A 21,289-nucleotide genomic window follows, 5' to 3' on the forward strand; every position below is an offset into this window, starting at 1 on the left:
CGGCCGCGCCGCCGCCGGCACGCCCCGAGAAAGGCAGGACAGCACGATGACCACCATCCAGCACTGGATCGGCGGCCGCGCCGAACCGGGCGGCTCCGGCCGCTTCGCCGACGTCACCGACCCCGCCACCGGCGAGGTCACCGCGCGGGTCGCCCTCGCGGGCGCCGCCGACGTCGACGCCGCCGTCGCAGCGGCGGCCGGAGCCGCCCCCGCCTGGGCCGCGACGTCCCTGGCGCAGCGGACCCGGATCCTCTTCGCCTACCGCGAGGTCCTCAACGCCAACCGCGCGGAGATCGCGGCCCTGATCACCGCCGAGCACGGCAAGGTCCACTCCGACGCGCTCGGCGAGGTCGCCCGCGGCATGGAGATCGTGGAGCTGGCGTGCGGGATCGCGCACCTGCTGAAGGGCGAGAGCTCCACCGGGGTCTCGAAAGGGGTGGACGTCGAGTCCATCCGCCAGCCGGTGGGCGTCGTCGCCGCGATCACCCCGTTCAACTTCCCCGCGATGGTGCCGCTCTGGATGATCCCCCTGGCGATCGCCTGCGGCAACACGGTGGTGGTCAAGCCCAGCGAGAAGGACCCCTCGGCGACCGGGCTGCTGGTGCGCCTGGCGACGGAGGCCGGCCTGCCCGACGGCGTGCTGAACCTCGTCAACGGCGACAAGGAGGCGGTCGACCGGCTGCTGGAGCACCCCGGTGTCGACGCGGTCAGCTTCGTCGGCTCGACCCCCGTCGCGCGGCACGTCCACGCGGCGGCCTCGGCGGCCGGCAAGCGCGTCCAGGCGCTCGGCGGAGCGAAGAACCACATGATGGTGCTGCCGGACGCCGACCTCGACCTCGCCGCCGACGCCGCCGTCTCCGCGGCCTACGGCTCGGCGGGGGAGCGGTGCATGGCGGTCTCCGTCGTGGTCGCCGTCGGCGACGTCGCCGACGCCCTGGTCGAGCGGATCGCCGACCGGGCGCGCGCCCTCACCATCGGCCCCGGCGGCGACCCCGCCTCGGAGATGGGCCCGCTCATCACCCGCGAGCACCGCGACCGGGTCGCGTCCTACGTCCCGCGGGCGCGCGAGCAGGGCGCCACCGTCGTCGTGGACGGCACCGGGCTGAAGGTCGCCGGGCACGAGAACGGCTTCTTCACGGGGGTCAGCCTCCTCGACCACGTCACCACGGACATGGACGCCTACCGCGACGAGATCTTCGGGCCGGTGCTCGCCGTGGTGCGCGCCGCGACCTACGAGGACGCCATCGCGCTGGTCAACGCCTCGCGCTGGGGCAACGGCACCGCGGTGTTCACCCGCGACGGCGGGGCGGCGCGGCGCTTCCAGTTGGAGGTGCAGGCCGGGATGGTGGGCGTGAACGTCCCCGTGCCCGTCCCGGTGGGCTACCACTCCTTCGGCGGCTGGAAGGACTCGCTGTTCGGCGAGCACCACGTCTACGGCGCCGACGGGATCCGCTTCTACACGCGCGGCAAGGTCATCACCACCCGTTGGCCCGACCCCGAGGACGCAGGGGTCGACCTGGGGTTCCCCAAGAACACCTGAGCGCCGGCCGGGTCCGCCGCAGCGGCAGGGGGTGCCGCCCCGCCCGCGGCGGACCCGGCATCGGTTCCCGGCTGTCCGCATCCGGCCAATCGGCGCACGTGCGAAACACATGCGGGCCGGAGTGCGTCGATATCCGTGAACAATCCCCCAGCGGCGCCGCCGCACATCGGAGATCCCCCACGATGACCCATCACAAGCGCACCACCCTGGCATCGATCGGCCTGCTCACCGCCGGAGCCCTCGTGCTCTCCGGGTGCGGCGCGGTCGGCGAGCTCCGCGACCGGATCCTCGACGGCACGCGGACCGACCCCACGGGCCGCCCCACCGAACCGTCGGCCATGCCGACCGTCGAAGAGGACTTCCCCTACACCAAGCAGGGCCGGCTCTTCCTCGACACCGGCGACGACACCCAGACCGAGATGTCGATCACCGCGCTCGAACGCACCGACGACCACACCGTCCTCTACGTCGACCACACCTACCTCGACGACGTGAGCGGCTCGGTCCAGCGCATGTCGACGCCGCCGACCCTGATCGACCCCGTCAGCGGGCGGGTCTACCCGATGCTGCGGACACCCGACGGCGAGGACACCTACGGCTCCTACACCGACAGCGGGAAGTTCCCCATCTACGAGGGCGTCCCCCGGGAGTTCCGCTACTACTTCCCGCGGGTGCCCGCCGACGTCCGGCAGCTGACCTTCGTCGGGTCCGGAATGGGCGCGATGACCGGCATCCCGGTCCAGGACGTCGAGAAGGAGCAGCCGGCGCCCGCATCGCCCAACGTCGACGAGTACGAGAACACCGAACCCCCCGAGGGCACGTCGATCACCTTCCCCGTCGAGCGCCCCGCAGAGGACGCCAAGAGCGGGGTCACCGACCTGGAGAGCTTCGTCGACTCCAAGGAGGCGTCCACCACCCGCGAGGGCGACACCGAGACCATCGCGCTGCACTCCGACGTCATGTTCGAGTTCGACAAGTCGGAGCTCACCGGCGAGGCGACCGAGATCGTGCGGAAGGCGGCCGAGTCGCTGAAGGCGAACGTCGACCCCGAGGAGTCGCGGATCACCGTCATCGGCCACAGCGACGGCAAGGGCGGCGACGGCTACAACGCCAAGCTGTCGGAGCAGCGGGCCGACACCGTCAGCAGGATCCTGAAGAAGGAGCTCGGCGGCGACTACCGGTTCAGCACCGAGGGCCGCGGCGCCACCGACCCCGTCGCGGAGGAGGGCGGCGCCGACGACGAGGAGGCGCGCGCCCGCAACCGCCGGGTGGAGTTCTCCTACAAGGTCTCCCGCGACTCCGCCAAGGGCGGCGCGCGCGACGGCCGCAGCGAGGCCGAGGGCGCCCTCGGTTCGGCGGCGCGCAACGTCGGCAGTCCGGCGCCGTTCGAGGCCGAGGACGGCGACGTCGCGGGCACGGCGACAGAGGGCGACGTCCGCCTCGACGTGCACCCCCTGGTGCGCGACGGCGCGTACCTGATCGGCACCGTCTCGCTCACCAACACCGGCGAGGACCCGGTGGAGCTCGACCTCAGCGGCGGCGAGGGCCGGCGCAAGGGCGGGCCGACCAAGTTCGGCAAGGGCACGCTGGGCGGGTTCCAGCTCATCGAGCCCGAGACCGACCTGGTGCGCTATGTGGCGCAGATGCGGGTCGGCGAGGACGAGTACGCGGGGCTCGCCGAGGAGTTGCAGGCGCTCCAGCCGGGCGAGGCGTACCGGGCGATCGCGGTGTTCCCCGCGCCGGCGTCGAAGGTCACGGAGCTGAGCCTGCACGCGGGGCCGTTCGGCGAGATCGAGGACGTCCCCGTGTCATGACCCGCGGGGCGGCGGAGGAAAGCGGCGGCGGGGCGGCCCGGGAGGGGCCGCCCCGCCGGGGCGCGCGGTGGGGGAGGGCTCAGGCGAAACTGAGGCTGAGGACACCGGGCGCGGCGGGGGCCCGCGCGGGCAGCGAGGCGACTCCCTCGGGCGGCGACATGAGCAGGTCGCAGCAGCTCGCCTGGGTCGCGGCCGGCGCGGGGGGCGCCGGGGTGAAGGGCCGCATGATCTCGGCCGCTGCGCCCTCGGGGTCGGCCGCGGGGTGCGTGAAGGTGCTGCCGAAGATGTCGTTCCAGATGAACTGGTTGTTCCGGCACCAGATGTTGATGCCGTGGCGCACCGACATCATGGCAACGGCCGAGCAGCCGCCCCGGTGGATGGGGGCCGCCGCCGGGTGGGTCAGCTTCTCCCAAAGGGCCTCGATGGCGCGTTCGGCGTTGAAGGCGTGACGCGGCGGTCGCTTGACGCGTGCCGCCTCGGCCGATTTGACGCGCGAGGCACGGGGGTTGTTCAGGCGAGGATGACTCAAGAACATCTCCATCGTGGGGCACCGCAGCCGGTGAGGGCTGCGACCTGCGGTTCCTGCACGAGGAACGTTGAGGCAACGAGGTGGGGCGTGGGGCGTTACCTCGCGGTTATGTTTACGAGTCCGGATGCTAGCAGGATTTTCCCCCTAAGGGGCGAGTCAGTTTGATGTCGGTCATCACACATGAATCGGGCGGTTTGCCATGCAGTGGTCCACCTGCGGGGATCTAGCATAGATACAACATGAATTTAAGTGCCCCCAGTGCCGCCCCTAAGGCCTCAGCGACCGACCGGGCCTACACGCACACCAAGGACGCCATCCTCGGCCGCCGCTACGAAGGCGGCGCCATCGTCAGCGAGGGCGACATCGCCGCCGACGTAGGGGTGTCGCGCACCCCTGTGCGCGAGGCCCTCCTCCGCTTGCAGGCCGAGGGCCTCGTGCGGCTCTACCCGAAGCGCGGCGCGCTCATCGTCCCCGTGTCCCGGCAGGAGGTCGACGACGTCATCGAGACCCGCCGGCTCGTCGAGGGCTACACGGTCGAGCGCGCGGCGGCGGGGGACCTCGCCGGGCGCGCGGCCCTCGCCGGGCGCCTCACGGGCCTCCTGGAGGCCATGGAGGACGGTCTGGCGGCCGGCGACACCACCGCCTTCGTCCACGCCGACAGGGAGTTCCACCGGACGATCGTCGCCGCGGCGGGCAACGACATCCTCAACGCCCTCTACGAATCGCTGCGCGACCGCCAGTACCGCATGATGCGGGCCGGGTCCCGCGACGCCGACCTGATGCGGCGCAACATCGCCGAGCACGCGGCGATCCTCGACGCCGTCCGGCGCGGCGTCGCCGAGGACGCCGCCGCAGCGGTGCGGACCCACCTCGACCACGCGGCGGCGTCCATCGGCGGCCGCCCGTGAGCCTGCGCGCAGACGGCGAGCGCGCCAACGGCGCGCCCGCACGCCCCGAGTCCTCCGCTGATAGGACGTCCCCTCGTCCCACCCACCCCGCCGGGCCCGCGGGCGGCGGCCGGGCCTGGCTGGTGTGGGGAGTCGGCGTCGCCGTCTACTTCCTCGCCATGTTCCACCGCAACGGGCTCGGCGTCGCCGCGCTGGAGGCCCAGGAGCGGTTCGGCGTCGGCCCGGCGCTGCTCGCCGTCCTGCCCATGCTCCAGCTCGTGGTCTACGTGGCCCTCCAGGTCCCCGCGGGACTGTTGGCCGACCGGATCGGCCCGCGGCGCTCACTGCTCATGGGCATGGCCGCCATGGCGTTCGGCGTGGTGCTGTTCGCCGTCGCCCCCAACGCGCCGGTCGCGATCGCGGGGCGGCTGTTCATCGGGCTCGGCGACGCGCTCACCTTCCTGAACGTCATCCGCCTCGCCGCACTGTGGTTCCCCCGCTCCCGCTACGCGCTCGTGAGCGCCCTCACGGGCGTCACCGGCGGGCTCGGGCAGATCGCCAGCGTCGCGCCGCTGTCGGCCGCGCTGGAGCGCGTGGGCTGGACCCCGGCGTTCCTCGGCGCGGGCGCGCTCACGGTGCTCATGACCCTGCTGGTCGTGCTGGTCGTCCGCGACCGGCCCGCGGGGACGCCCGCTGCGACCGGCCACCCGCGGATCTCGGTGGCGGCGAGCATCATGGAGGCGCTGCGCACGCGCGGGCCGCGGGTCGGCATGGCCTACCACGCCGTCGCGATGTCGCCCTACACGATGCTCGCGCTGCTGTGGGGCTACCCGTTCCTCGTCGAGGGCATGGGGCTGGGCCCCGGCACGGCGGCGCTGCTGCTGACCGTCCTCGGCGCCGGCACGTTGTGGATGTCGCCGCTGCTGGGCGCCCTCGCCGGCCGGTGGCCGGGCATCCGCTTCCCGTTCGCCGCGGTGTTCGCGCCGGTGCTCACCCTGGGCTGGCTGCTGCTCACGCTGTGGCCGGGCGGCGCCCCCGCGGGAGTGGTGGTGGCCGTGCTCGCGGTGAGCGCCACGGGTGCGGTGGTCGCGCCGGCGCTGTCCTTCGACTTCGCGCGCGACGGCATGCCGGCGCATCGCACCGGGGTGGCGTCGGGCCTGGTGAACATGTCGGGATTCAGCGTGACCCTGATCGGCACCGTGCTCGCAGGGGCGATCCTGGAGACCGCTCCGGAGCCGCGCGGGATGACCGACTTCCAGCTCGCCTTCCTGCCGATGACCGCGATGATGCTCGCGGCGACGTGCGCCCTGCTCGTCCTGGTGCTGCGACGGCCCCGCTGAGCCGTGCCCCGCTGACCGCCCCGGGCGCCGCGTGAGCGCCCCCTGCCGTACGGCAGGGGGCGCGGCGGGTCATTTGGGGGCGGCCGGAACGCACCCGGCCGCACGGCGCGCGGCCGCGGCGGGGCGCCGGGGATCAGAGCCGGTGGTCGTTGCCTCCGGGGAGCCGCTCCTCGTTCTCCTTGTTGCTGCGCAGCACCATGAGGAGCAGCGTCAGTACCACGACCGCGGCGCCGGCCGCCATCAGGATCATGCCGATGGCGGCGAGGTCGATGCCCTGGATGTCGGCGGTGATGCCGAACCTGAGCACGGCCCCGATGACCACCAGAAAAATCCCGAGCCCGATGCCCATGTGCCTACCTCCGCGATCACTTCAGCCGGACGGAAATCAATCGGACACTTCTTCGCTCTTACTCGCTGCTCTTACCCGCTCGTTCGGGGCACATTACCGAAAAACGGGGGTGTCTTGGCGGCGGTATGACCACGACGGCGGGCGGGACCGCCGAAACGGGGGTCCCGCCCGCCGAACGGGGCGCAGGGGCGTCAGAAGGCCGACTCGGGCAGCTCCATGATGTCCAGGGTGACCCGCTCGGCGATGCGCCGCTCGGCCGCCAGTTTCGGCAGCACCTGGTCGGCGAAGAACCGCGCGGCGGCGATCTTGCCGGTGTAGAAGTCGGTGTCGGCGGCGCCCGCGCCGTCGACCCGCGCCAGCGCGACCTCGGCCTGGCGCAGCAGCAGCCAGCCGAGCACCACGTCGCCGAGGCCCAGCAGCAGCCGCGTGCTGTTCAGCCCGACCTTGTACAGCGACTGGGGGTCCTCGGCGGACGCCATGGCGTGGCCGACCATGACCTCGACGATCCGCTCCACGTCGGCGACGGCGTCGGTGAGGGCGGCGCGCTCCTCCTTCAGCCGGCCGTTGCCGGCCTCGCTCCCGGCGAACTCCTTGATCTCGCCCATGAGCGCGCCGAACGCCTGGCCGTTGTTGCGCACGATCTTGCGGAAGAACAGGTCCTGCGCCTGGATCGCGGTGGTCCCCTCGTAGAGGGTGTCGATCTTGGCGTCGCGGATGTACTGCTCGATCGGGTAGTCCTGGAGGTACCCGGAGCCGCCCAGGGTTTGCAGCGACTCCGCGAGCAGCGCGTAGGAGCGCTCGGAGCCCACACCCTTGACCAGCGGGAGCAGGAGGTCGTTGAGCGCCTCGACATCGCTGTGGTCGGCGCCCTCGTGCTCGGCGATCTGCACCGCGTCCTGCTGGCTGGCCGTGTAGACGACCAGCGCGCGCAGGCCCTCGGCGTACGCCTTCTGGGTCATGAGGCTGCGCCGCACGTCGGGGTGGTGGGTGATGGTGACCCGGGGCGCGGACTTGTCGGTCATCTGGGTGAGGTCGGCGCCCTGCACCCGCTCCTTGGCGTAGGCCAGCGCGTTGAGGTAGCCGGTCGACAGCGTGGCGATGGCCTTGGTGCCGACCATCATCCGGGCGTACTCGATGACGAGGAACATCTGCCGGATGCCGTCGTGCCGGTCGCCCACCAGGTAGCCGATGGCCGGGTGGTCGGCGCCGAAGGTGAGTTCGCAGGTGGTGGACGCCTTGAGGCCCATCTTGTGCTCGACGTTGGTGACGTGGGCGCCGTTGCGCTCACCGAGGGAGTCGTCCTCGTTCACCAGGAACTTCGGCACGAGGAACAGCGAGAGGCCCTTGGTGCCCGACTTGGCGCCCTCGGGGCGGGCGAGCACGAGGTGGAAGATGTTCTCGGCCATGTCGTGCTCGGCTGAGGTGATGAACCGCTTCACGCCCTCGATGTGCCAGGTGCCGTCGTCCTGCCGGACGGCCTTGGTGCGGCCGGCGCCGACATCGGAGCCGGCGTCGGGCTCGGTGAGGACCATGGTGGCGCCCCAGCCGCGCTCGATGGCGAGCTCGGCGAAGTGCTTCTGCGCGTCGTTGCCCTCGTGCCACAGGATGCTGGCGAACCCGGGGCCGCCGGAGTACATGTGCAGGGCCGGGTTGGCGCCGAGGACCATCTCGGAGGCCGCCCAGACGAGGGACCGGGGGGCGCCGATGCCGCCCAGGTGGGTGGGCAGGTCGAGGTTGTACCAGCCGGCGTCCATGTACGCGTGGTAGGAGCGCTTGAAGCCCTCGGGCATGGCCACGCTGTGCGTCTTCGCGTCGAACACCGGCGGGTTGCGGTCGGCCTCGGCGAACGACTCCGCGACGACCCCGGAGGCGAGGCGGTCGACCTCGGTGAGAATGGTGCGAGCCGTGTCCTCGTCCAGCTCCTCGAATGGCCCGGTCCCCAGCACGTCCTGGCGCCTGAAGACCTCGAAGAGGTTGAATTCGAGGTCACGGAGGTTGCTCTTGTAGTGCGTCATGGCGCGCTCCGCTGTAGTCCTCGCCGCGGTGTGTGCACACGCGATCTGTTGGCAGGGCAGTGATACCGACTGGTAACAAGTTTATGTTACTACTCAGTACGGTAGTTTCGCCAGAGTCGGGGCCGCTGGGACTACAGGGCGGTGCCGGTGTCGGCGGCGCGGGCCGAGGTCAGGCCGCGGACCACGGCGTCGGTGAGCCGGTCGAGATGGCCCGGCGGCAGTGCGGCGCGGGTGACGGCCATGCGCCAGTAGAGCGGGCCGATGACCATGTCGAAGGCGAGATCCGCGTCCGTGTCGCCGGGAAGTTCGCCGCGCGCGATAGCGTTGCCGATCATGGCGGTGCTCGTGCTCTGCTGGGCGTGCCGCAGCGCCGACTCCAAGGTCACGGCGATCTCGGGATTGCGGGCCGCCTCGGCGAGCAGGTCGGGAACGATCTGCGAGGCCAGCGGGTGGCGCAGCGCCTGGGCCGCCGCGTCGAGCACGTCGCGGACGTCGCCGCGCAGGCTGCCGGTGTCGGGGGCCAGTGTGACGTTGGTCGCGATGGCCGAGACCAGGTCGATGACCATGTGCAGTTTGGAGCGCCAGCGCCGGTACACCGCCGTCTTGCCGACCCCGGCGCGGCGGGCGACCGCCTCGATGGACATGCGGCCGTAGCCCACCCTGGCGAGCTCGGTGAACACCGCGGCGCGGATGGCCTCGGTGACGTCCTCCCGCTGGAGGGCCGCACCGGCCGGAGCGCGGCGACGTGCCTGCCGCCGCGGTTCGGCCGACTTTTCGGAGGGTGCCATGCGAGCATAGTACCGTGACGACGAAACGGTTGCGTTCTGACGTTAGGTGGCCTACTTTGGCACACGGCGACACGACACTGCGGGCCGCGTACCGGCGACCCGCCCGTAGTCGGCCGCAGGGCCCGAACGGTTGCGGTCAGACCGCCCCGGTTCCTCCCCCATTCTCCTTTTCCGGCAGAGAGCCTCTGAAGTGAGCAGACAAGTCGTGGACGGCGCACCGGCCCCCGCACCGGACTCGCAGCCCAGCGCGGCGGAGATCGCGGCACGGTACGGACTGAAGGTGAGCGGCGCGCGCCCCACCCTGGTCCAGTACATCCGCCAATTGTGGCGGCACCGGTTCTTCATCAACGAGTTCGCACGCGCCAAGAGCCAGTCGCGCTACACCCAGGCCCGCCTGGGCCAGCTCTGGCAGGTCGCCACACCACTGCTGAACGCGCTGGTGTACTACCTGATCTTCGGGCTGCTCCTCGGGACCAGCCGCGGTGTGCCCGACTACATCCCGTTCCTCGTCACCGGGGTGTTCATCTTCACGTTCACCCAGACCTCCGTGCTCGCCGGGGTGAAGGCGATCGCCGGCAACCGCGGCCTCATCCGCGCACTGCACTTCCCGCGGGCCGCGCTGCCGCTGGCGTTCACCCTGGTGCAGGTGCGCCAGCTGCTCATGTCGATGGGCGTGCTGCTGGCCATCGTGATGATCATGGGGCAGGTGCCGTCGTGGTCGTGGCTGCTCGCGATCCCCGCGCTGTTCCTCCAGGCGGTCTTCAACGCCGGACTCGCGCTGATCGTGGCCCGGCTCGGCAGCAAGGTCACCGACCTCGCACAGCTCCTGCCGTTCGTGCTGCGCACGTGGATGTACGCGTCGGGGGTGATGTACAGCATCGCCATCATGGCCCAGGACGCCCCGTTCGCCATCAAGCTGCTGCTCGACCTCAACCCGGCCGCCATCTACATCGACCTGATGCGCTTCGCGCTCATCGACAGCTTCACCTCCGCGCAGCTGCCCCCGCACGTGTGGGCCCTCGCACTGGGGTGGGCGCTCGTCGCCGGCATCGGCGGATTCCTGTACTTCTGGAAGGCTGAGGAGCAGTACGGCCGTGACTGAGACCGAGACCGAGATCCAGCGGAGCACCGGCGCCGACACGGTGCGCGGCGACACCAGGCCCACGGTCATCGCCGACGACGTCCACATCGTCTACCGGGTGCACACCGCCGGCAGCGGCAAGGGCGGCGCACCGGCGGCGCTGCGCCGGATCATCTCCCGCAAGCCGTCGCCGAACGTCCGCACGGTGCACGCCATCAAGGGCGTCAGCTTCACCGCCTACCGCGGCGAGGCCATCGGGCTGATCGGCTCCAACGGCTCCGGCAAATCGACCATGCTGCGCACCATCGCCGGCCTCATCCCGCCCGAGCGCGGCAAGGTCTACAGCGACGGCCAGCCGTCGCTGCTGGGCGTCAACGCCGCCCTCATGAACGACCTCACCGGCGAGCGCAACGTCGTCCTCGGCGGGCTCGCCATGGGCATGACCCCCGAGGAGATCCGGGAGCGCTACGACGGGATCGTCGAGTTCTCCGGCATCAACGACAAGGGCGACTTCATCTCGCTGCCGATGCGCACCTACTCCTCCGGTATGGCGGCCCGGCTGCGCTTCTCCATCGCCGCGGCGAAGAAGCACGACGTGATGATGATCGACGAGGCGCTCGCGACCGGCGACCGCCGCTTCCAGAAGCGCTCCGAGGAGCGCATCCGCGAACTCCGCAAGGACGCCGGCACGGTGTTCCTGGTCAGCCACAACAACAAGTCCATCAGGGACACCTGCGACCGGGTGCTGTGGCTGGAGAGCGGCGAGCTGCGCATGGACGGCCCCACCGACGACGTCATCAAGGAGTACGAGGCGTTCACCAAGAAGTAGCGCCGAAAGCAGGCACGCGGCGCGGCGGGCGCGGACCCCGGGGTCCGCGCCCGCCGCGTGCCGCGGGGCCGGTCAGGCGGTGAGCGCCGACGGCTCCGGGGCGCGCGGCCGGACGCTGAGAGCGTCGGCGCTCTCGTCCAGGTCGACCACTACCGCGCTGCCCTCGGTGAACTCGCCCGACAGCAGCGCCTTGGCGAGCGGGTCGCCGATGGCGGCCTGCACCAGCCGCCGCAGCGGGCGCGCGCCGTAGACCGGGTCGAAGCCCGTGAGCGCCAGCCACTCCCGCGCCGCGGGGGTGACCTCCAGGTGCAGCCTGCGGTCGGCCAGCCGCTCGGCCAACTTGTCGACCTGGAGGTCGACGATGCGGGTGAGCTCCTCGGTGGACAGCGCGTCGAACATGATGACGTCGTCCAGGCGGTTCAGGAACTCCGGCTTGAAGGTGTTGCGCACCACCTGCATGACCCGGGCGTGCCGGTCGGCGTTCTCCAGCGACGAGTCGACCAGGAACTGCGAACCGAGGTTCGACGTGAGGATCAGCAGCGTGTTGCGGAAGTCGACGATCCGGCCCTGGCCGTCGGTGAGCCGGCCGTCGTCGAGCACCTGGAGCAGCGTGTCGAAGACCTCGATGTGCGCCTTCTCCACCTCGTCCAGCAGCACCACGGTGTAGGGCCGGCGGCGGACCGCCTCGGTGAGCTGGCCGCCCTCCTCGTAGCCCACGTACCCGGGCGGCGCGCCGACCAGCCGCGAGACCGTGTGCTTCTCCGAGTACTCGCTCATGTCGATGCGCACGATCGCGCGCTCGTCGTCGAACAGGAACTCGGCGAGGGCCTTGGCGAGCTCGGTCTTGCCGACACCGGTGGGCCCGAGGAACAGGAACGAACCGGTGGGGCGGTCGGGATCGGAGATCCCGGCGCGGGCGCGCCGCACGGCGTCGGACACCGCGGTGACGGCGCGGCCCTGCCCGATGAGCCTGCGGCCGAGCTCGTCCTCCATGCGCAGCAGCTTGGCGGTCTCGCCCTCCATCAGGCGGCCGACGGGGATGCCGGTCCACGACGACACGACATCGGCGACGTCGTCGGCGCCCACCTCCTCCTTGACCATGGTGGGCTCGGGGGCGTCGGCGGCCTCCTCGGCGGAGGACGCCTCCTCCAGCTGGATCTCCAGCTGCGGGATCTCGCCGTACATCAGCCGGGACGCCGCCGCGAAGTCGCCGTCGCGCTGCGCGCGCTCGGCGGTGGTGCGCAGCTCGTCCAGGCGCTCCTTGAGCTCGCCGACCCGGTTCAGCCCGGCCTTCTCCTGTTCCCAGCGCGCGACCAGGCCGGTGAGCTGCTCCTGCTTGTCGGCGAGGTCGGCGCGCAGCCGCTCCAGGCGCTGCACGCTGGCGGGGTCGGACTCCTTGGAGAGCGCCATCTCCTCCATCTTCAGCCGGTCGACGGCGCGCTGGAGCTCGTCGATCTGCACCGGGCGGGAGTCGATCTCCATGCGGAGCCGCGACGCCGCCTCGTCGATGAGGTCGATGGCCTTGTCGGGCAGGAACCGCGCGGTGATGTAGCGGTCGGACAGCGTGGCGGCGGCGACCAGCGCGGCGTCGGCGATCTGCACCTTGTGGTGCGCCTCGTAGCGCCCCTTGAGGCCGCGCAGGATCGCGATGGTGTCGGCCGCGGACGGCTCGCCGACGAGGACCTGCTGGAAGCGCCGCTCCAGAGCGGAGTCCTTCTCGATGCGCTCGCGGTACTCGTCGAGGGTCGTGGCGCCCACCATGCGCAGCTCGCCGCGCGCCAGCATGGGCTTGAGCATGTTGCCGGCGTCCATGGCGCCCTCGGCGGCGCCGGCGCCGACCATGGTGTGCAGCTCGTCGATGAAGGTGACGACCTGGCCGTCACTCTCCTTGATCTCGGTGAGCACCGCCTTGAGGCGCTCCTCGAACTCGCCCCGGTACTTGGCGCCGGCGACCATCGCCGACAGGTCGAGCGCGATCAGCCGCTTGCCGCGCAGCGACTCGGGCACGTCGCCCGCAACGATCCGCTGGGCCAGGCCCTCGACGACGGCGGTCTTGCCCACGCCGGGCTCGCCGATGAGGACGGGGTTGTTCTTGGTGCGCCGCGACAGGACCTGGATGACGCGGCGGATCTCGGAGTCGCGGCCGATCACCGGGTCGAGGCGGCCGTCGCGCGCGGCGTCGGTGAGGTCGACGCCGTACTTCTCCAGCGACTGGTAGGTCTCCTCGGGGTTCTCCGAGGTGACCTTGCCGTGCCCGCGCACCCGCTCGAACGCGTCGAGCAGCGCCTTGGGGGTGGCGCCGGCCTCGTTCAGGATCGTGGCGGCCGCGCCGCCGTCGGCGGCCAGGCCCACCAGCAGGTGCTCGGTCGAGACGTACTCGTCCTCCATCTGCTTGGCGCGCTGCGCCGCGGTGTTCAGCGACATGACGAGCTGGCGCGCGCTCGACGGGGCGGCTGCGGCCGTCCCCGACACCTTGGGCAGCGCGGCGAGCGCCTCCTCGACCGCCCGGTCGACGGCCTCCGGGGCGACCCCCACCTCCTTGAGCAGGGGGCGGATGATGCCCTCGCTCTGCGCGAGCAGCGCGGCGAGCAGGTGCACGGGCTCGACCTGCGGGCTGCCGCCGCTGGTGGCGCGGCGCATCGCGGCGGTGAGCGCCTCCTGGCTCTTGCGGGTGAACTTGTAGTCCATGTGCCCCCCTCAGGCTCGGTTCATCGTGGTGGCCGTGCCGCCACCGGTCTACTGCTCGGGAGGGTTGGTACTGCGGAAGATCGTGACCCGGGTGCTGCGGACCGGCAGCAGCTCACCGCCGTGGGACGTCCCCGACATGCGGCGGCTGACCGCGCTGCGCGCGGCCGAAAGTTCGTTGTGCAGGTGGAAGACCTGGTCGCGCAGGTCGTGGACCTCGCGCTGGAGTTCGAGGATGCGCTTGATGCCGGCGAGGTTGATGCCCTCCTCCTGGGAGAGGCGCTGGACCTCGCGCAACATGTGGATGTCGCGCAGCGAGTAGCGCCGGCCGCGCCCGGTCGCACGCCCCGGCGAGACCAGCCCGAGCCGGTCGTACTGGCGCAGGGTCTGCGGGTGCAGCCCGGACAGTTCGGCCGCAACGGAGATGACGTAGACCGGGGTGTCCTCGCCGAAGGCCGGGGTGGTCATCGGATCCTCACATTCCCTTCGCCCGTGCATTCAGGTCGCTGCGCGGGTCGTGGTCGGAGGTCGCCGCGCGGAACTTCTCCAGCGCCTCGCGCGCCTCGCCGCTCAGGTTCCGCGGGACGTCGACCTCGACGGTGACCAGCAGGTCGCCGAGCGTCCCGTCGCGGCGCTGCGACCCCTTGCCGCGGACCCGCAGCGTGCGCCCGTTGGGGGTGCCCGGCGGGATCTTCACGGTGATCGGCGTCCCGTTCAGGGTCGGGACGCGGACGTCGGCGCCCAGCGTCGCCTCGGGGAAGGTCACCGGGACGGTGATGGTGAGGTTGTCGCCCGACTTGCCGAACAGGGGGTGCGGCTGCACATGTACCACCACAAAGAGGTCGCCGGCGGGGCCGCCCCGTTCGCCGGGTGCCCCCTTGCCCTTCAGCCGGATCCGCTGGCCGTCGCTGACGCCGGCCGGGATCCGCGCCTGGATCGTGCGCGTGCTCTTGCCGCGCCCACTGCCCTGGCAGGTGGCGCAGGGGTCGTCGACGACGAGCCCGCGCCCCTTGCACTCGGTGCACGGCTCCGACAGTGAGAAGCCGCCGAGGTTCTTGTTCTCGTGCCCGGTGCCGGAGCACTTGGGGCAGACGCGCGGGGTGCTGCCGGCCTTGGCCCCGGTGCCGCGGCACGTGGGGCAGGCGGCGTCGCTGGTGAGGTGGAACGACTGGGTGACGCCGTTCGCCGCCTGGGTGAAGTTCAGGGTGGTCTCGGTCTCGACGTCGGCGCCGCGCCGCGCGGTGGTGGTGCCGCGCCCGCCGCGGCTGCCGAACAGCCCCCCGAACAGGTCGCTGAGCCGCTCGCCGCCCCCGGCGGTGCCGGTCTGCCCGCCACTGTGCCCGAACAGGTCGCCGAGGTCGAAGCCGCCCGCGCCGGTGCCGCCGCCGGGCCGGTAGGACCCGCCGAACAGCGAACGGGCGTCGTCGTACTCCTTGCGCCGCTTCTCGTCGGAGAGGACGTTGTACGCCTCGGAGATCTCCTTGAAGCGGTCCTCGGCGCCGGGGTCGGAGGTGTTGGCGTCGGGGTGGTACTTGCGCGCGAGTTTGCGGTAGGACGACTTGATCTCGTCCTGGGCGGCCGTCTTCGAGACTCCGAGGACCTTGTAGTAGTCCTTCTCCAGGTAGTCCTTGGTGCTCATCGACGGATGCCTTCTCCCGGTTCGCGCTCGGTCTCGTCAGCGGGTCGTGCATACGGGTTACCCCGCCAGGTGTCCCGCGTACCTGTGGAGGGCCCCGGGCGCGGTATGGGCGCGCCCGGGGCCCGGACTGCCGCTACCTGTCCTGCTCCGCCGGGCCGGGCGGCTCGGCCGCCCGGGGCTCGGCGGCCTCGGACGCCGGGGGCGCGGTGTCGGCCGCGCCTTCGGCGGGACCCGGCTCGCCGGCCGGTGCGTCCGCGACGTCCTCGGCGCCGGCGGCGACGTCCTCGGCGGGGTCGTCGTCGGCCGGTGCGCTGACGACCACGCGGGCCGGGCGGATCACCCGCTCGCCGATCTGGTAGCCCGGCTGGAAGACCTCGATGACGGTCGACGCCTCCACTCCGGGAGTGGGCATCATCGTGAGGGCCTCGTGCACGTTGGGGTCGAAGAGGTCGCCCTTGTCGGCGTACCGCTTCAGCCCCAGCTTCGTGACGACGGCCTCCAGCGACTCGCCGACGGACTTGAACCCGCCGTTGAGCTCGCCGTGCTCCCGCGCCCGGCCGATGTCGTCGAGCACGGGGAGCAGCTCGCTGAGGACCTGCCCGACCGCCTGCTCGCGTACAGCCACCCGGTCGCGGTCGACCCGCTTGCGGTAGTTGGCGTACTCGGCCTGGAGCCGCTTGAGGTCGCTGGTCCGCTCGTTGAGCTGGGTCAGCGCCTCGGCGAGCTCCCCGGTGTCGGGGTCGGCGGCCGCGCCGGGACCGCCGGCGTCCTCGGCCGCCGCCTCGGGCGCCGCTTGGGCGTCCTGGCGCAGCTCGCCGGTCTCGGGGTCGACCCGCCGCTTGTCGCGGATCACCGGCCCCTCCTTCGACTCGCCGTTCTCGTTCTCCGGCATGCGCTCTGCCTCCTCGCCTCAGTCAACCGGCTCAGGACTGGCCGTCGCGCTTGCCGTTCTCGTCGTCGACGATCTCGGCGTCGACCACGTCGTCGTCGGCCTGCGCACCGGCGGTGTCGTCGGGTCCGGGCTGGGCACCCGCGCCGCCCGCGGCGTCGCCGGCCTGGCCGTAGATGGCGGAGCCGATCTTCTGGCTCGCCAGCGCGACCTTCTCGCTCGCCGAGCGGATGGCCTCGATGTCGGTGCCCTCAAGGGCGGCCTTGAGCTCGCCGACGGCGTCCTGGGTCTCGGTCTTGACGTCGGCCGGGATCTTTTCGTCGTTGTCCTGGATGACCTTCTCGGTCTGGTAGACGAGGGACTCGGCGTTGTTGCGGACCTCGGCCTCTTCGCGGCGCTTGCGGTCCTCCTCGGCGTACTGCTCGGCGTCGCGGACCATCTTGTCGATGTCGTCCTTGCTCATGGCCGAGCCGCCGGAGATGGTCACCGACTGCTCCTTGCCGGTGCCGAGGTCCTTGGCCGTGACGTTCACGATGCCGTTGGCGTCGATGTCGAAGGTGACCTCGATCTGCGGGACCCCGCGCGGCGACGGCGGCAGACCGGTGAGGTCGAAGACGCCGAGTTTCTTGTTGTACTGCGCGATCTCGCGCTCGCCCTGGTAGACCTGGATCTGCACGGACGGCTGGTTGTCGTCGGCCGTGGTGAAGGTCTCGGACCGCTTGGTCGGGATGGTCGTGTTCTTGTCGATGAGCTTGGTGAACACGCCGCCCTTGGTCTCGATGCCCAGCGACAGCGGGGTGACGTCGAGCAGCAGGACGTCCTTGACCTCGCCCTTGAGCACGCCGGCCTGGAGCGCGGCGCCGATGGCAACGACCTCGTCGGGGTTGACGCCCTTGTTGGGCTCCTTGCCGCCGGTGAGCTCCTTGACCAGGTCGACCACCGCGGGCATGCGGGTCGAGCCGCCCACCATGACGACGTGGTCGATCTTGTCGACGCCGATGCTGGCGTCCTTGATGACCTGCTGGAACGGCGCCTTGGTGCGCTCCAGCAGCGAGGAGGTCAGGCGCTGGAACTCGGCGCGGCTGAGCTTCTCGTCGAGGTGCAGCGGGCCCTCGGCCGATGCCGTGATGTAGGGCAGGTTGATGGCCGACTCGCTGGAGCTCGACAGCTCGATCTTGGCCTTCTCGGCGGCCTCGCGCAGGCGCTGGAGCGCCATCTTGTCCTTGGCGAGGTCGACGCCGTTGCTGTTCTTGAAGCGCTCCACCAGCCAGTCGACGACGGCCTGGTCCCAGTCGTCGCCGCCGAGGTGGTTGTCGCCGTTGGTGGCCTTGACCTCGACCACGCCGTCGCCGACTTCGAGCAGGGAGACGTCGAAGGTGCCGCCACCGAGGTCGTAGACGAGGATGGTCGCCTCGCCCTCTTTCTCCAGGTGGTAGGCGAGCGCGGCGGAGGTGGGCTCGTTGATGATGCGCAGGACGTTCATCCCGGCGATCGTCCCGGCCTCCTTGGTGGCCTGGCGCTGGGCGTCGCTGAAGTAGGCCGGCACCGTGATGACGGCGTCGGTGACCTCTTCGCCGAGGTAGGCCTCTGCGTCGCGCTTGAGCTTCTGGAGCACGAAGGCGCTGATCTGCTGCGGGTTGAAGGTCTTGCCGTCGATCTCGGTCTTCCAGTCGAGACCGATGTGACGCTTGACCGACCGGATGGTCCGGTCGACGTTGGTGACGGCCTGGCGCTTGGCGACCTCGCCGACGAGCACCTCGCCGTTCTTGGCGAAGGCGACGACGGACGGGGTGGTCCGCGCGCCCTCGGCGTTGGCGATGACCGCGGGCTCGCCGCCCTCCAGGACCGTGACGACCGAGTTGGTGGTCCCCAGGTCGATACCGACCGCACGTGCCATGAGTTAGTCCTCCGTCAAGGTTGAGTCGTTCACGCGCAATATTGCTTCGGGTCCGCTGTTCTGTCAAATCACTTGAGTCGACCCGACTCAATGCTGCTGACACTCTCCGATAACGAAAGGATCGCAGGCGTTGTTCCCGGTGGGCGAGGGGCGTTGCCCGGATTTCCGCGAATCGGGGGTGATCTCGGGGGAAGCATTGACCCGTCCCTTAGGGGCGGGGATCGCGGCGCCGGGGTGGGAGGTCGCGGGCGCGGTGGCGGGGCTGCATGATGGCGGGGCGGGGCCGGCGCCCTCACCGGCCGGTGTGCGGACCGGGGCGGCGAGCGGCCCGGGGTGCCGCTCCCCGGCCGAGGCGGTTTCCGCGGCGTGATTACCCACTAGTAACATGTCGAGTCACGCCGGTGCGGCGCACCGGACGGCCGACGTCGAGATCGAAACAGGGAGGCCGCGGCTCGTGGATGCTGTGAAATGGGGCCTGGTGATCATCACCCTGGCCGTGTCCGTGGCCGGGTGGGGCATGTTCGTCCACGCGGTGGCGGGCATCGTCCGCCGCATCCGGACCGGCCGCCCGGCACCCGAGCGGTTCGGGCCGTTCTGGCCGCGGCTGCGGACCACGGTCGTCGAGGCCGTCGGGCACACCCGGATGCTGAAATGGGGCATCGTCGGCGCGGCGCACTGGTGGGTGGCCTTCGGCTTCCTGCTGCTGATCCCGACGCTGGCCCAGGCATACGGCCAGTTGTTCGATCCGGCGTTCGTGCTGCCCCTCATCGGGCACTTCGCGCCGTTCGAGTTCGTGATCGACCTGTTCTCCATCGCGACCCTGATCGGCATCGCCGTCCTGGTCGCCATCCGGCAGCTGGCGCACCCGCGGCGCCTCGGCCGCGCCTCGCGCTTCGAGGGGTCGAACATGCCCCGCGCCTACTTCGTCGAGGCCGTCATCGTGGCGATCCCCGTGCTGGTGCTGTGCCTGCGCGGCATGGAGGGCGTGCTCCAGGGGATCGACTCCTACAATGCCCACTACCTGCTGACCTACCCGCTGGTGCTCGCGTTCTCCGGCATGGGGGCCGCCGCGCTCGCGACCGGGATCCTCGTCGCCGCGGCACTGAAGATCATCATCTCGATGGTGTGGATGATCGTGCTGGCCCGCAACCTCACCATGGGCGTGGCCTGGCACCGGTTCGCGGCGTTCTTCAACATCTACTTCAAGCGCGACCCCGCCGGCGGCCCCGCGCTGGGGCCGCTCAAGCCGATGATGGACAAGACCGGCCGCGAACCGCTCGACTTCGAAGAGGCCGACCCCGACGAGGACCCCTTCGGCGCGGGCAAGGTCCAGGACTTCACCTGGAAGGGCCTGCTCGACTTCAGCACCTGCACCGAGTGCGGACGCTGCCAGTCCCAGTGCCCCGCGTGGAACACCGGCAAGCCGCTGTCGCCCAAGAAGCTCGTCATGGACCTGCGCGACCACGCCTACGCCACCGCGCCCTACGCCATGGCCGGCACCACGGCCGAGACCCCCGGCATCCACGACGACGTCCTCGCCCTGCTGAGCCGCCCGCTGGTCGGCACGGAGGAGGAGAACGGCGTCATCCACCCCGACGTCCTCTGGTCCTGCACCAACTGCGGCGCGTGCGTCGAGCAGTGCCCGGTGGACATCGAGCACATCGACCACATCACCGACATGCGCCGCTACCAGGTGATGATCGAGTCGAGCTTCCCGTCCGAGGCCGGGACGCTGCTGAAGAACCTGGAGAACAAGGGCAACCCCTGGGGCATGGCCGAGGAGCGGCGGCTGGACTGGGTGGCCGAGCTCGCCGCGCAGGACGACCCGGTCGAGGTCACCGTGGTCGAGGACACCCTCCCCGAAGGCACCGAGTACCTCTTCTGGGTCGGCTGCGCCGGTGCGCTGGAGGACCGCGCGAAGAAGACCACGAAGGCCATCGCCGAGCTCCTCGACATGGCGGGGGTCCGGTTCGCGGTCCTGGGCGGCATGGAGGCGTGCACCGGCGACCCGGCCCGCCGCCTGGGCATGGAGTACGTCTTCCAGATGCTCGCCCAGCAGAACGTCGAGACGCTGAACGACGCGGGCGTCACCAAGATCGTCGCCTCGTGCCCGCACTGCTTCAACACGCTCGGCAAGGAGTACCCGCAACTGGGCGGCGAGTACGAGGTGGTCCACCACAGCCAGCTGCTGGCCCGGCTGGTCGACGAGGGCCGGCTCACCCCGGTGCAGCGCATCGAGGAGAACATCACCTACCACGACCCGTGCTTCCTCGGCCGGCACAACAAGGTCTACACGCCGCCGCGCGAGATCATGGCGCAGGTGCCCGGCGTGACCACGAAGGAGATGCACCGCCACAAGGAGCGCGGGTTCTGCTGCGGTGCCGGCGGCGCCCGGATGTGGATGGAGGAGCGGCTGGGCAAGCGCATCAACACCGAGCGGGTGGACGAGGCGCTGGGGACCGACCCCGACACCGTGTCGACCGCGTGCCCGTTCTGCCAGGTGATGCTGGGCGACGCCATCAACGAGAAGAAGTCCCAGGGGCTCGCGAAGGAGTCGCTGGAGGTGGTCGACGTCTCCCAGCTGCTGCTCCGCTCGATGAAGACGCCTGCCGCCCCCGCCGCCCCCGCTGCCGAGGAGTAGCCGCCGGACGACGGCAGGGGGGCGCCCGCCGTGCACGGCGGGCGCCCCCCTGCCGCGTGTCGGCCGTCAGAGCTGCTGGAGTGCGCGGCGGCGGCGGATGACGCGGCCGCTCGGGGTGTGCGTCTCGCGCAGCGGCGGGCGGGGCGGCACCCCCAGGACGCGGTCGAGCTCCTCGGCGCTCAGGCGCTCATCGGCGGTCGCGACGGCGGTGAGGACCTCGACGTACAGCTCGATCTCTGCGAGGGCGACGTGGTCGTGCTGGAATGCGCCGGCGTAGGTCTCCAGGTGGCACACCCCCTTCGCGAATTGCGCGCGGAGCCGGTGGGACGGCGTCGCGGAACCTGGTCATGGGAAACGAGGGCGGTG

General features: G+C 71.2%; 17 protein-coding genes. 7 read left to right on the forward strand and 10 right to left on the reverse strand.

The features are described 5' to 3' along the window. Window positions 1–46: 46 nt before the first annotated feature. Together mmsA and CLV63_RS06150 are read left to right on the forward strand one after the other, a co-directional pair. On the forward strand, window positions 47–1,540 hold the full coding sequence (gene mmsA / locus CLV63_RS06145; protein ID WP_106581904.1) for a CoA-acylating methylmalonate-semialdehyde dehydrogenase: 1,494 nt from the start codon (window positions 47–49) through the stop codon (window positions 1,538–1,540). A 182-nt stretch (window positions 1,541–1,722) separates the two neighbouring features. Next, a complete protein-coding gene (locus tag CLV63_RS06150; RefSeq protein WP_106581905.1) occupies window positions 1,723–3,354 on the forward strand; it encodes an OmpA family protein in 1,632 nt (543 codons plus the stop codon). 79 nt (window positions 3,355–3,433) lie between these two features. On the opposite strand, the gene CLV63_RS06155 is transcribed toward CLV63_RS06150, so the two are convergent. Then, a complete protein-coding gene (locus CLV63_RS06155; RefSeq protein ID WP_245928602.1) occupies window positions 3,434–3,883 on the reverse strand; it encodes a hypothetical protein in 450 nt (149 codons plus the stop codon). 239 nt (window positions 3,884–4,122) lie between these two features. On the opposite strand from CLV63_RS06155, the gene CLV63_RS06160 reads away from it, so the two are divergent. Next, window positions 4,123–4,791, forward strand: coding sequence for a GntR family transcriptional regulator (locus CLV63_RS06160; RefSeq protein ID WP_106581906.1), 669 nt, complete (start codon window positions 4,123–4,125; stop codon window positions 4,789–4,791). After that, on the forward strand, window positions 4,788–6,110 hold the full coding sequence (locus tag CLV63_RS06165; RefSeq protein ID WP_245928603.1) for an MFS transporter: 1,323 nt from the start codon (window positions 4,788–4,790) through the stop codon (window positions 6,108–6,110). Before CLV63_RS06160 ends, CLV63_RS06165 begins: the two co-directional genes overlap by 4 nt. Before the next feature lie 133 nt (window positions 6,111–6,243). Here CLV63_RS06165 and CLV63_RS06170 read toward each other — a convergent pair whose 3' ends face one another. The 3 genes from CLV63_RS06170 to CLV63_RS06180 all read right to left on the reverse strand — a co-directional run bounded on the left by CLV63_RS06170 (window position 6,244) and on the right by CLV63_RS06180 (window position 9,262). Further along, window positions 6,244–6,459 (reverse strand): DUF6458 family protein, encoded by a 216-nt coding sequence (locus CLV63_RS06170; RefSeq protein WP_106581907.1) that lies wholly within the window; start codon window positions 6,457–6,459, stop codon window positions 6,244–6,246. A gap of 191 nt (window positions 6,460–6,650) precedes the next feature. Further along, the gene (locus CLV63_RS06175; protein ID WP_106581908.1) at window positions 6,651–8,474 is read right to left on the reverse strand and encodes an acyl-CoA dehydrogenase; all 1,824 of its coding nucleotides are present in this window, start codon (window positions 8,472–8,474) and stop codon (window positions 6,651–6,653) included. A gap of 131 nt (window positions 8,475–8,605) precedes the next feature. Continuing rightward, window positions 8,606–9,262, reverse strand: a complete 657-nt coding sequence (locus CLV63_RS06180; RefSeq protein ID WP_106581909.1) for a TetR/AcrR family transcriptional regulator — start codon at window positions 9,260–9,262, stop codon at window positions 8,606–8,608. A 190-nt stretch (window positions 9,263–9,452) separates the two neighbouring features. On the opposite strand from CLV63_RS06180, the gene CLV63_RS06185 reads away from it, so the two are divergent. Further along, window positions 9,453–10,364: an ABC transporter permease gene (locus tag CLV63_RS06185; RefSeq protein ID WP_106581910.1), complete on the forward strand. Its 912-nt coding sequence runs from the start codon at window positions 9,453–9,455 to the stop codon at window positions 10,362–10,364. 13 nt (window positions 10,365–10,377) lie between these two features. After that, a complete protein-coding gene (locus tag CLV63_RS06190) occupies window positions 10,378–11,172 on the forward strand; it encodes an ABC transporter ATP-binding protein (protein ID WP_106582099.1) in 795 nt (264 codons plus the stop codon). Window positions 11,173–11,244: 72 nt separating this feature from the next. Here CLV63_RS06190 and clpB read toward each other — a convergent pair whose 3' ends face one another. From clpB to dnaK, 5 genes are all read right to left on the reverse strand, one after another. Further along, window positions 11,245–13,860: an ATP-dependent chaperone ClpB gene (gene clpB / locus CLV63_RS06195; RefSeq protein WP_106581911.1), complete on the reverse strand. Its 2,616-nt coding sequence runs from the start codon at window positions 13,858–13,860 to the stop codon at window positions 11,245–11,247. Between the two features lie 48 nt (window positions 13,861–13,908). Further along, on the reverse strand, window positions 13,909–14,325 hold the full coding sequence (locus CLV63_RS06200) for a heat shock protein transcriptional repressor HspR (protein WP_106581912.1): 417 nt from the start codon (window positions 14,323–14,325) through the stop codon (window positions 13,909–13,911). 7 nt (window positions 14,326–14,332) lie between these two features. Next, complete coding sequence (gene dnaJ / locus CLV63_RS06205; RefSeq protein WP_106581913.1) at window positions 14,333–15,496, reverse strand: molecular chaperone DnaJ; 1,164 nt, start codon at window positions 15,494–15,496, stop codon at window positions 14,333–14,335. A 133-nt stretch (window positions 15,497–15,629) separates the two neighbouring features. After that, complete coding sequence (gene grpE, locus CLV63_RS06210) at window positions 15,630–16,388, reverse strand: nucleotide exchange factor GrpE (RefSeq protein ID WP_106581914.1); 759 nt, start codon at window positions 16,386–16,388, stop codon at window positions 15,630–15,632. A gap of 31 nt (window positions 16,389–16,419) precedes the next feature. Continuing rightward, on the reverse strand, window positions 16,420–18,282 hold the full coding sequence (dnaK, locus tag CLV63_RS06215) for a molecular chaperone DnaK (protein WP_106581915.1): 1,863 nt from the start codon (window positions 18,280–18,282) through the stop codon (window positions 16,420–16,422). A 517-nt stretch (window positions 18,283–18,799) separates the two neighbouring features. Here dnaK and CLV63_RS06220 point away from each other — a divergent pair. Then, a complete protein-coding gene (locus tag CLV63_RS06220) occupies window positions 18,800–20,923 on the forward strand; it encodes a (Fe-S)-binding protein (RefSeq protein ID WP_106582100.1) in 2,124 nt (707 codons plus the stop codon). 66 nt (window positions 20,924–20,989) lie between these two features. On the opposite strand, the gene CLV63_RS06225 is transcribed toward CLV63_RS06220, so the two are convergent. Further along, window positions 20,990–21,217: a hypothetical protein gene (locus CLV63_RS06225; RefSeq protein ID WP_106581916.1), complete on the reverse strand. Its 228-nt coding sequence runs from the start codon at window positions 21,215–21,217 to the stop codon at window positions 20,990–20,992. Window positions 21,218–21,289: the final 72 nt, after the last annotated feature.

The organism is Murinocardiopsis flavida, assembly GCF_003014485.1.
GTDB classification, from domain to species: Bacteria; Actinomycetota; Actinomycetes; order Streptosporangiales; family Streptosporangiaceae; genus Murinocardiopsis; species Murinocardiopsis flavida.

Bases quoted from the DNA above. Each gene is read 5' to 3' on its own strand.
- mmsA (WP_106581904.1), top strand. From the start codon at position 47: ATGACCACCATCCAGCACTGGATCGGCGGCCGCGCCGAACCGGGCGGC.
- CLV63_RS06150 (WP_106581905.1), top strand. From the start codon at position 1,723: ATGACCCATCACAAGCGCACCACCCTGGCATCGATCGGCCTGCTCACC.
- CLV63_RS06160 (WP_106581906.1), top strand. From the start codon at position 4,123: ATGAATTTAAGTGCCCCCAGTGCCGCCCCTAAGGCCTCAGCGACCGAC.
- CLV63_RS06170 (WP_106581907.1), bottom strand. From the start codon at position 6,459: ATGGGCATCGGGCTCGGGATTTTTCTGGTGGTCATCGGGGCCGTGCTC.
- CLV63_RS06175 (WP_106581908.1), bottom strand. From the start codon at position 8,474: ATGACGCACTACAAGAGCAACCTCCGTGACCTCGAATTCAACCTCTTC.
- CLV63_RS06180 (WP_106581909.1), bottom strand. From the start codon at position 9,262: ATGGCACCCTCCGAAAAGTCGGCCGAACCGCGGCGGCAGGCACGTCGC.
- clpB (WP_106581911.1), bottom strand. From the start codon at position 13,860: ATGGACTACAAGTTCACCCGCAAGAGCCAGGAGGCGCTCACCGCCGCG.
- CLV63_RS06200 (WP_106581912.1), bottom strand. From the start codon at position 14,325: ATGACCACCCCGGCCTTCGGCGAGGACACCCCGGTCTACGTCATCTCC.
- dnaJ (WP_106581913.1), bottom strand. From the start codon at position 15,496: ATGAGCACCAAGGACTACCTGGAGAAGGACTACTACAAGGTCCTCGGA.
- grpE (WP_106581914.1), bottom strand. From the start codon at position 16,388: ATGCCGGAGAACGAGAACGGCGAGTCGAAGGAGGGGCCGGTGATCCGC.
- dnaK (WP_106581915.1), bottom strand. From the start codon at position 18,282: ATGGCACGTGCGGTCGGTATCGACCTGGGGACCACCAACTCGGTCGTC.
- CLV63_RS06220 (WP_106582100.1), top strand. From the start codon at position 18,800: ATGTTCGTCCACGCGGTGGCGGGCATCGTCCGCCGCATCCGGACCGGC.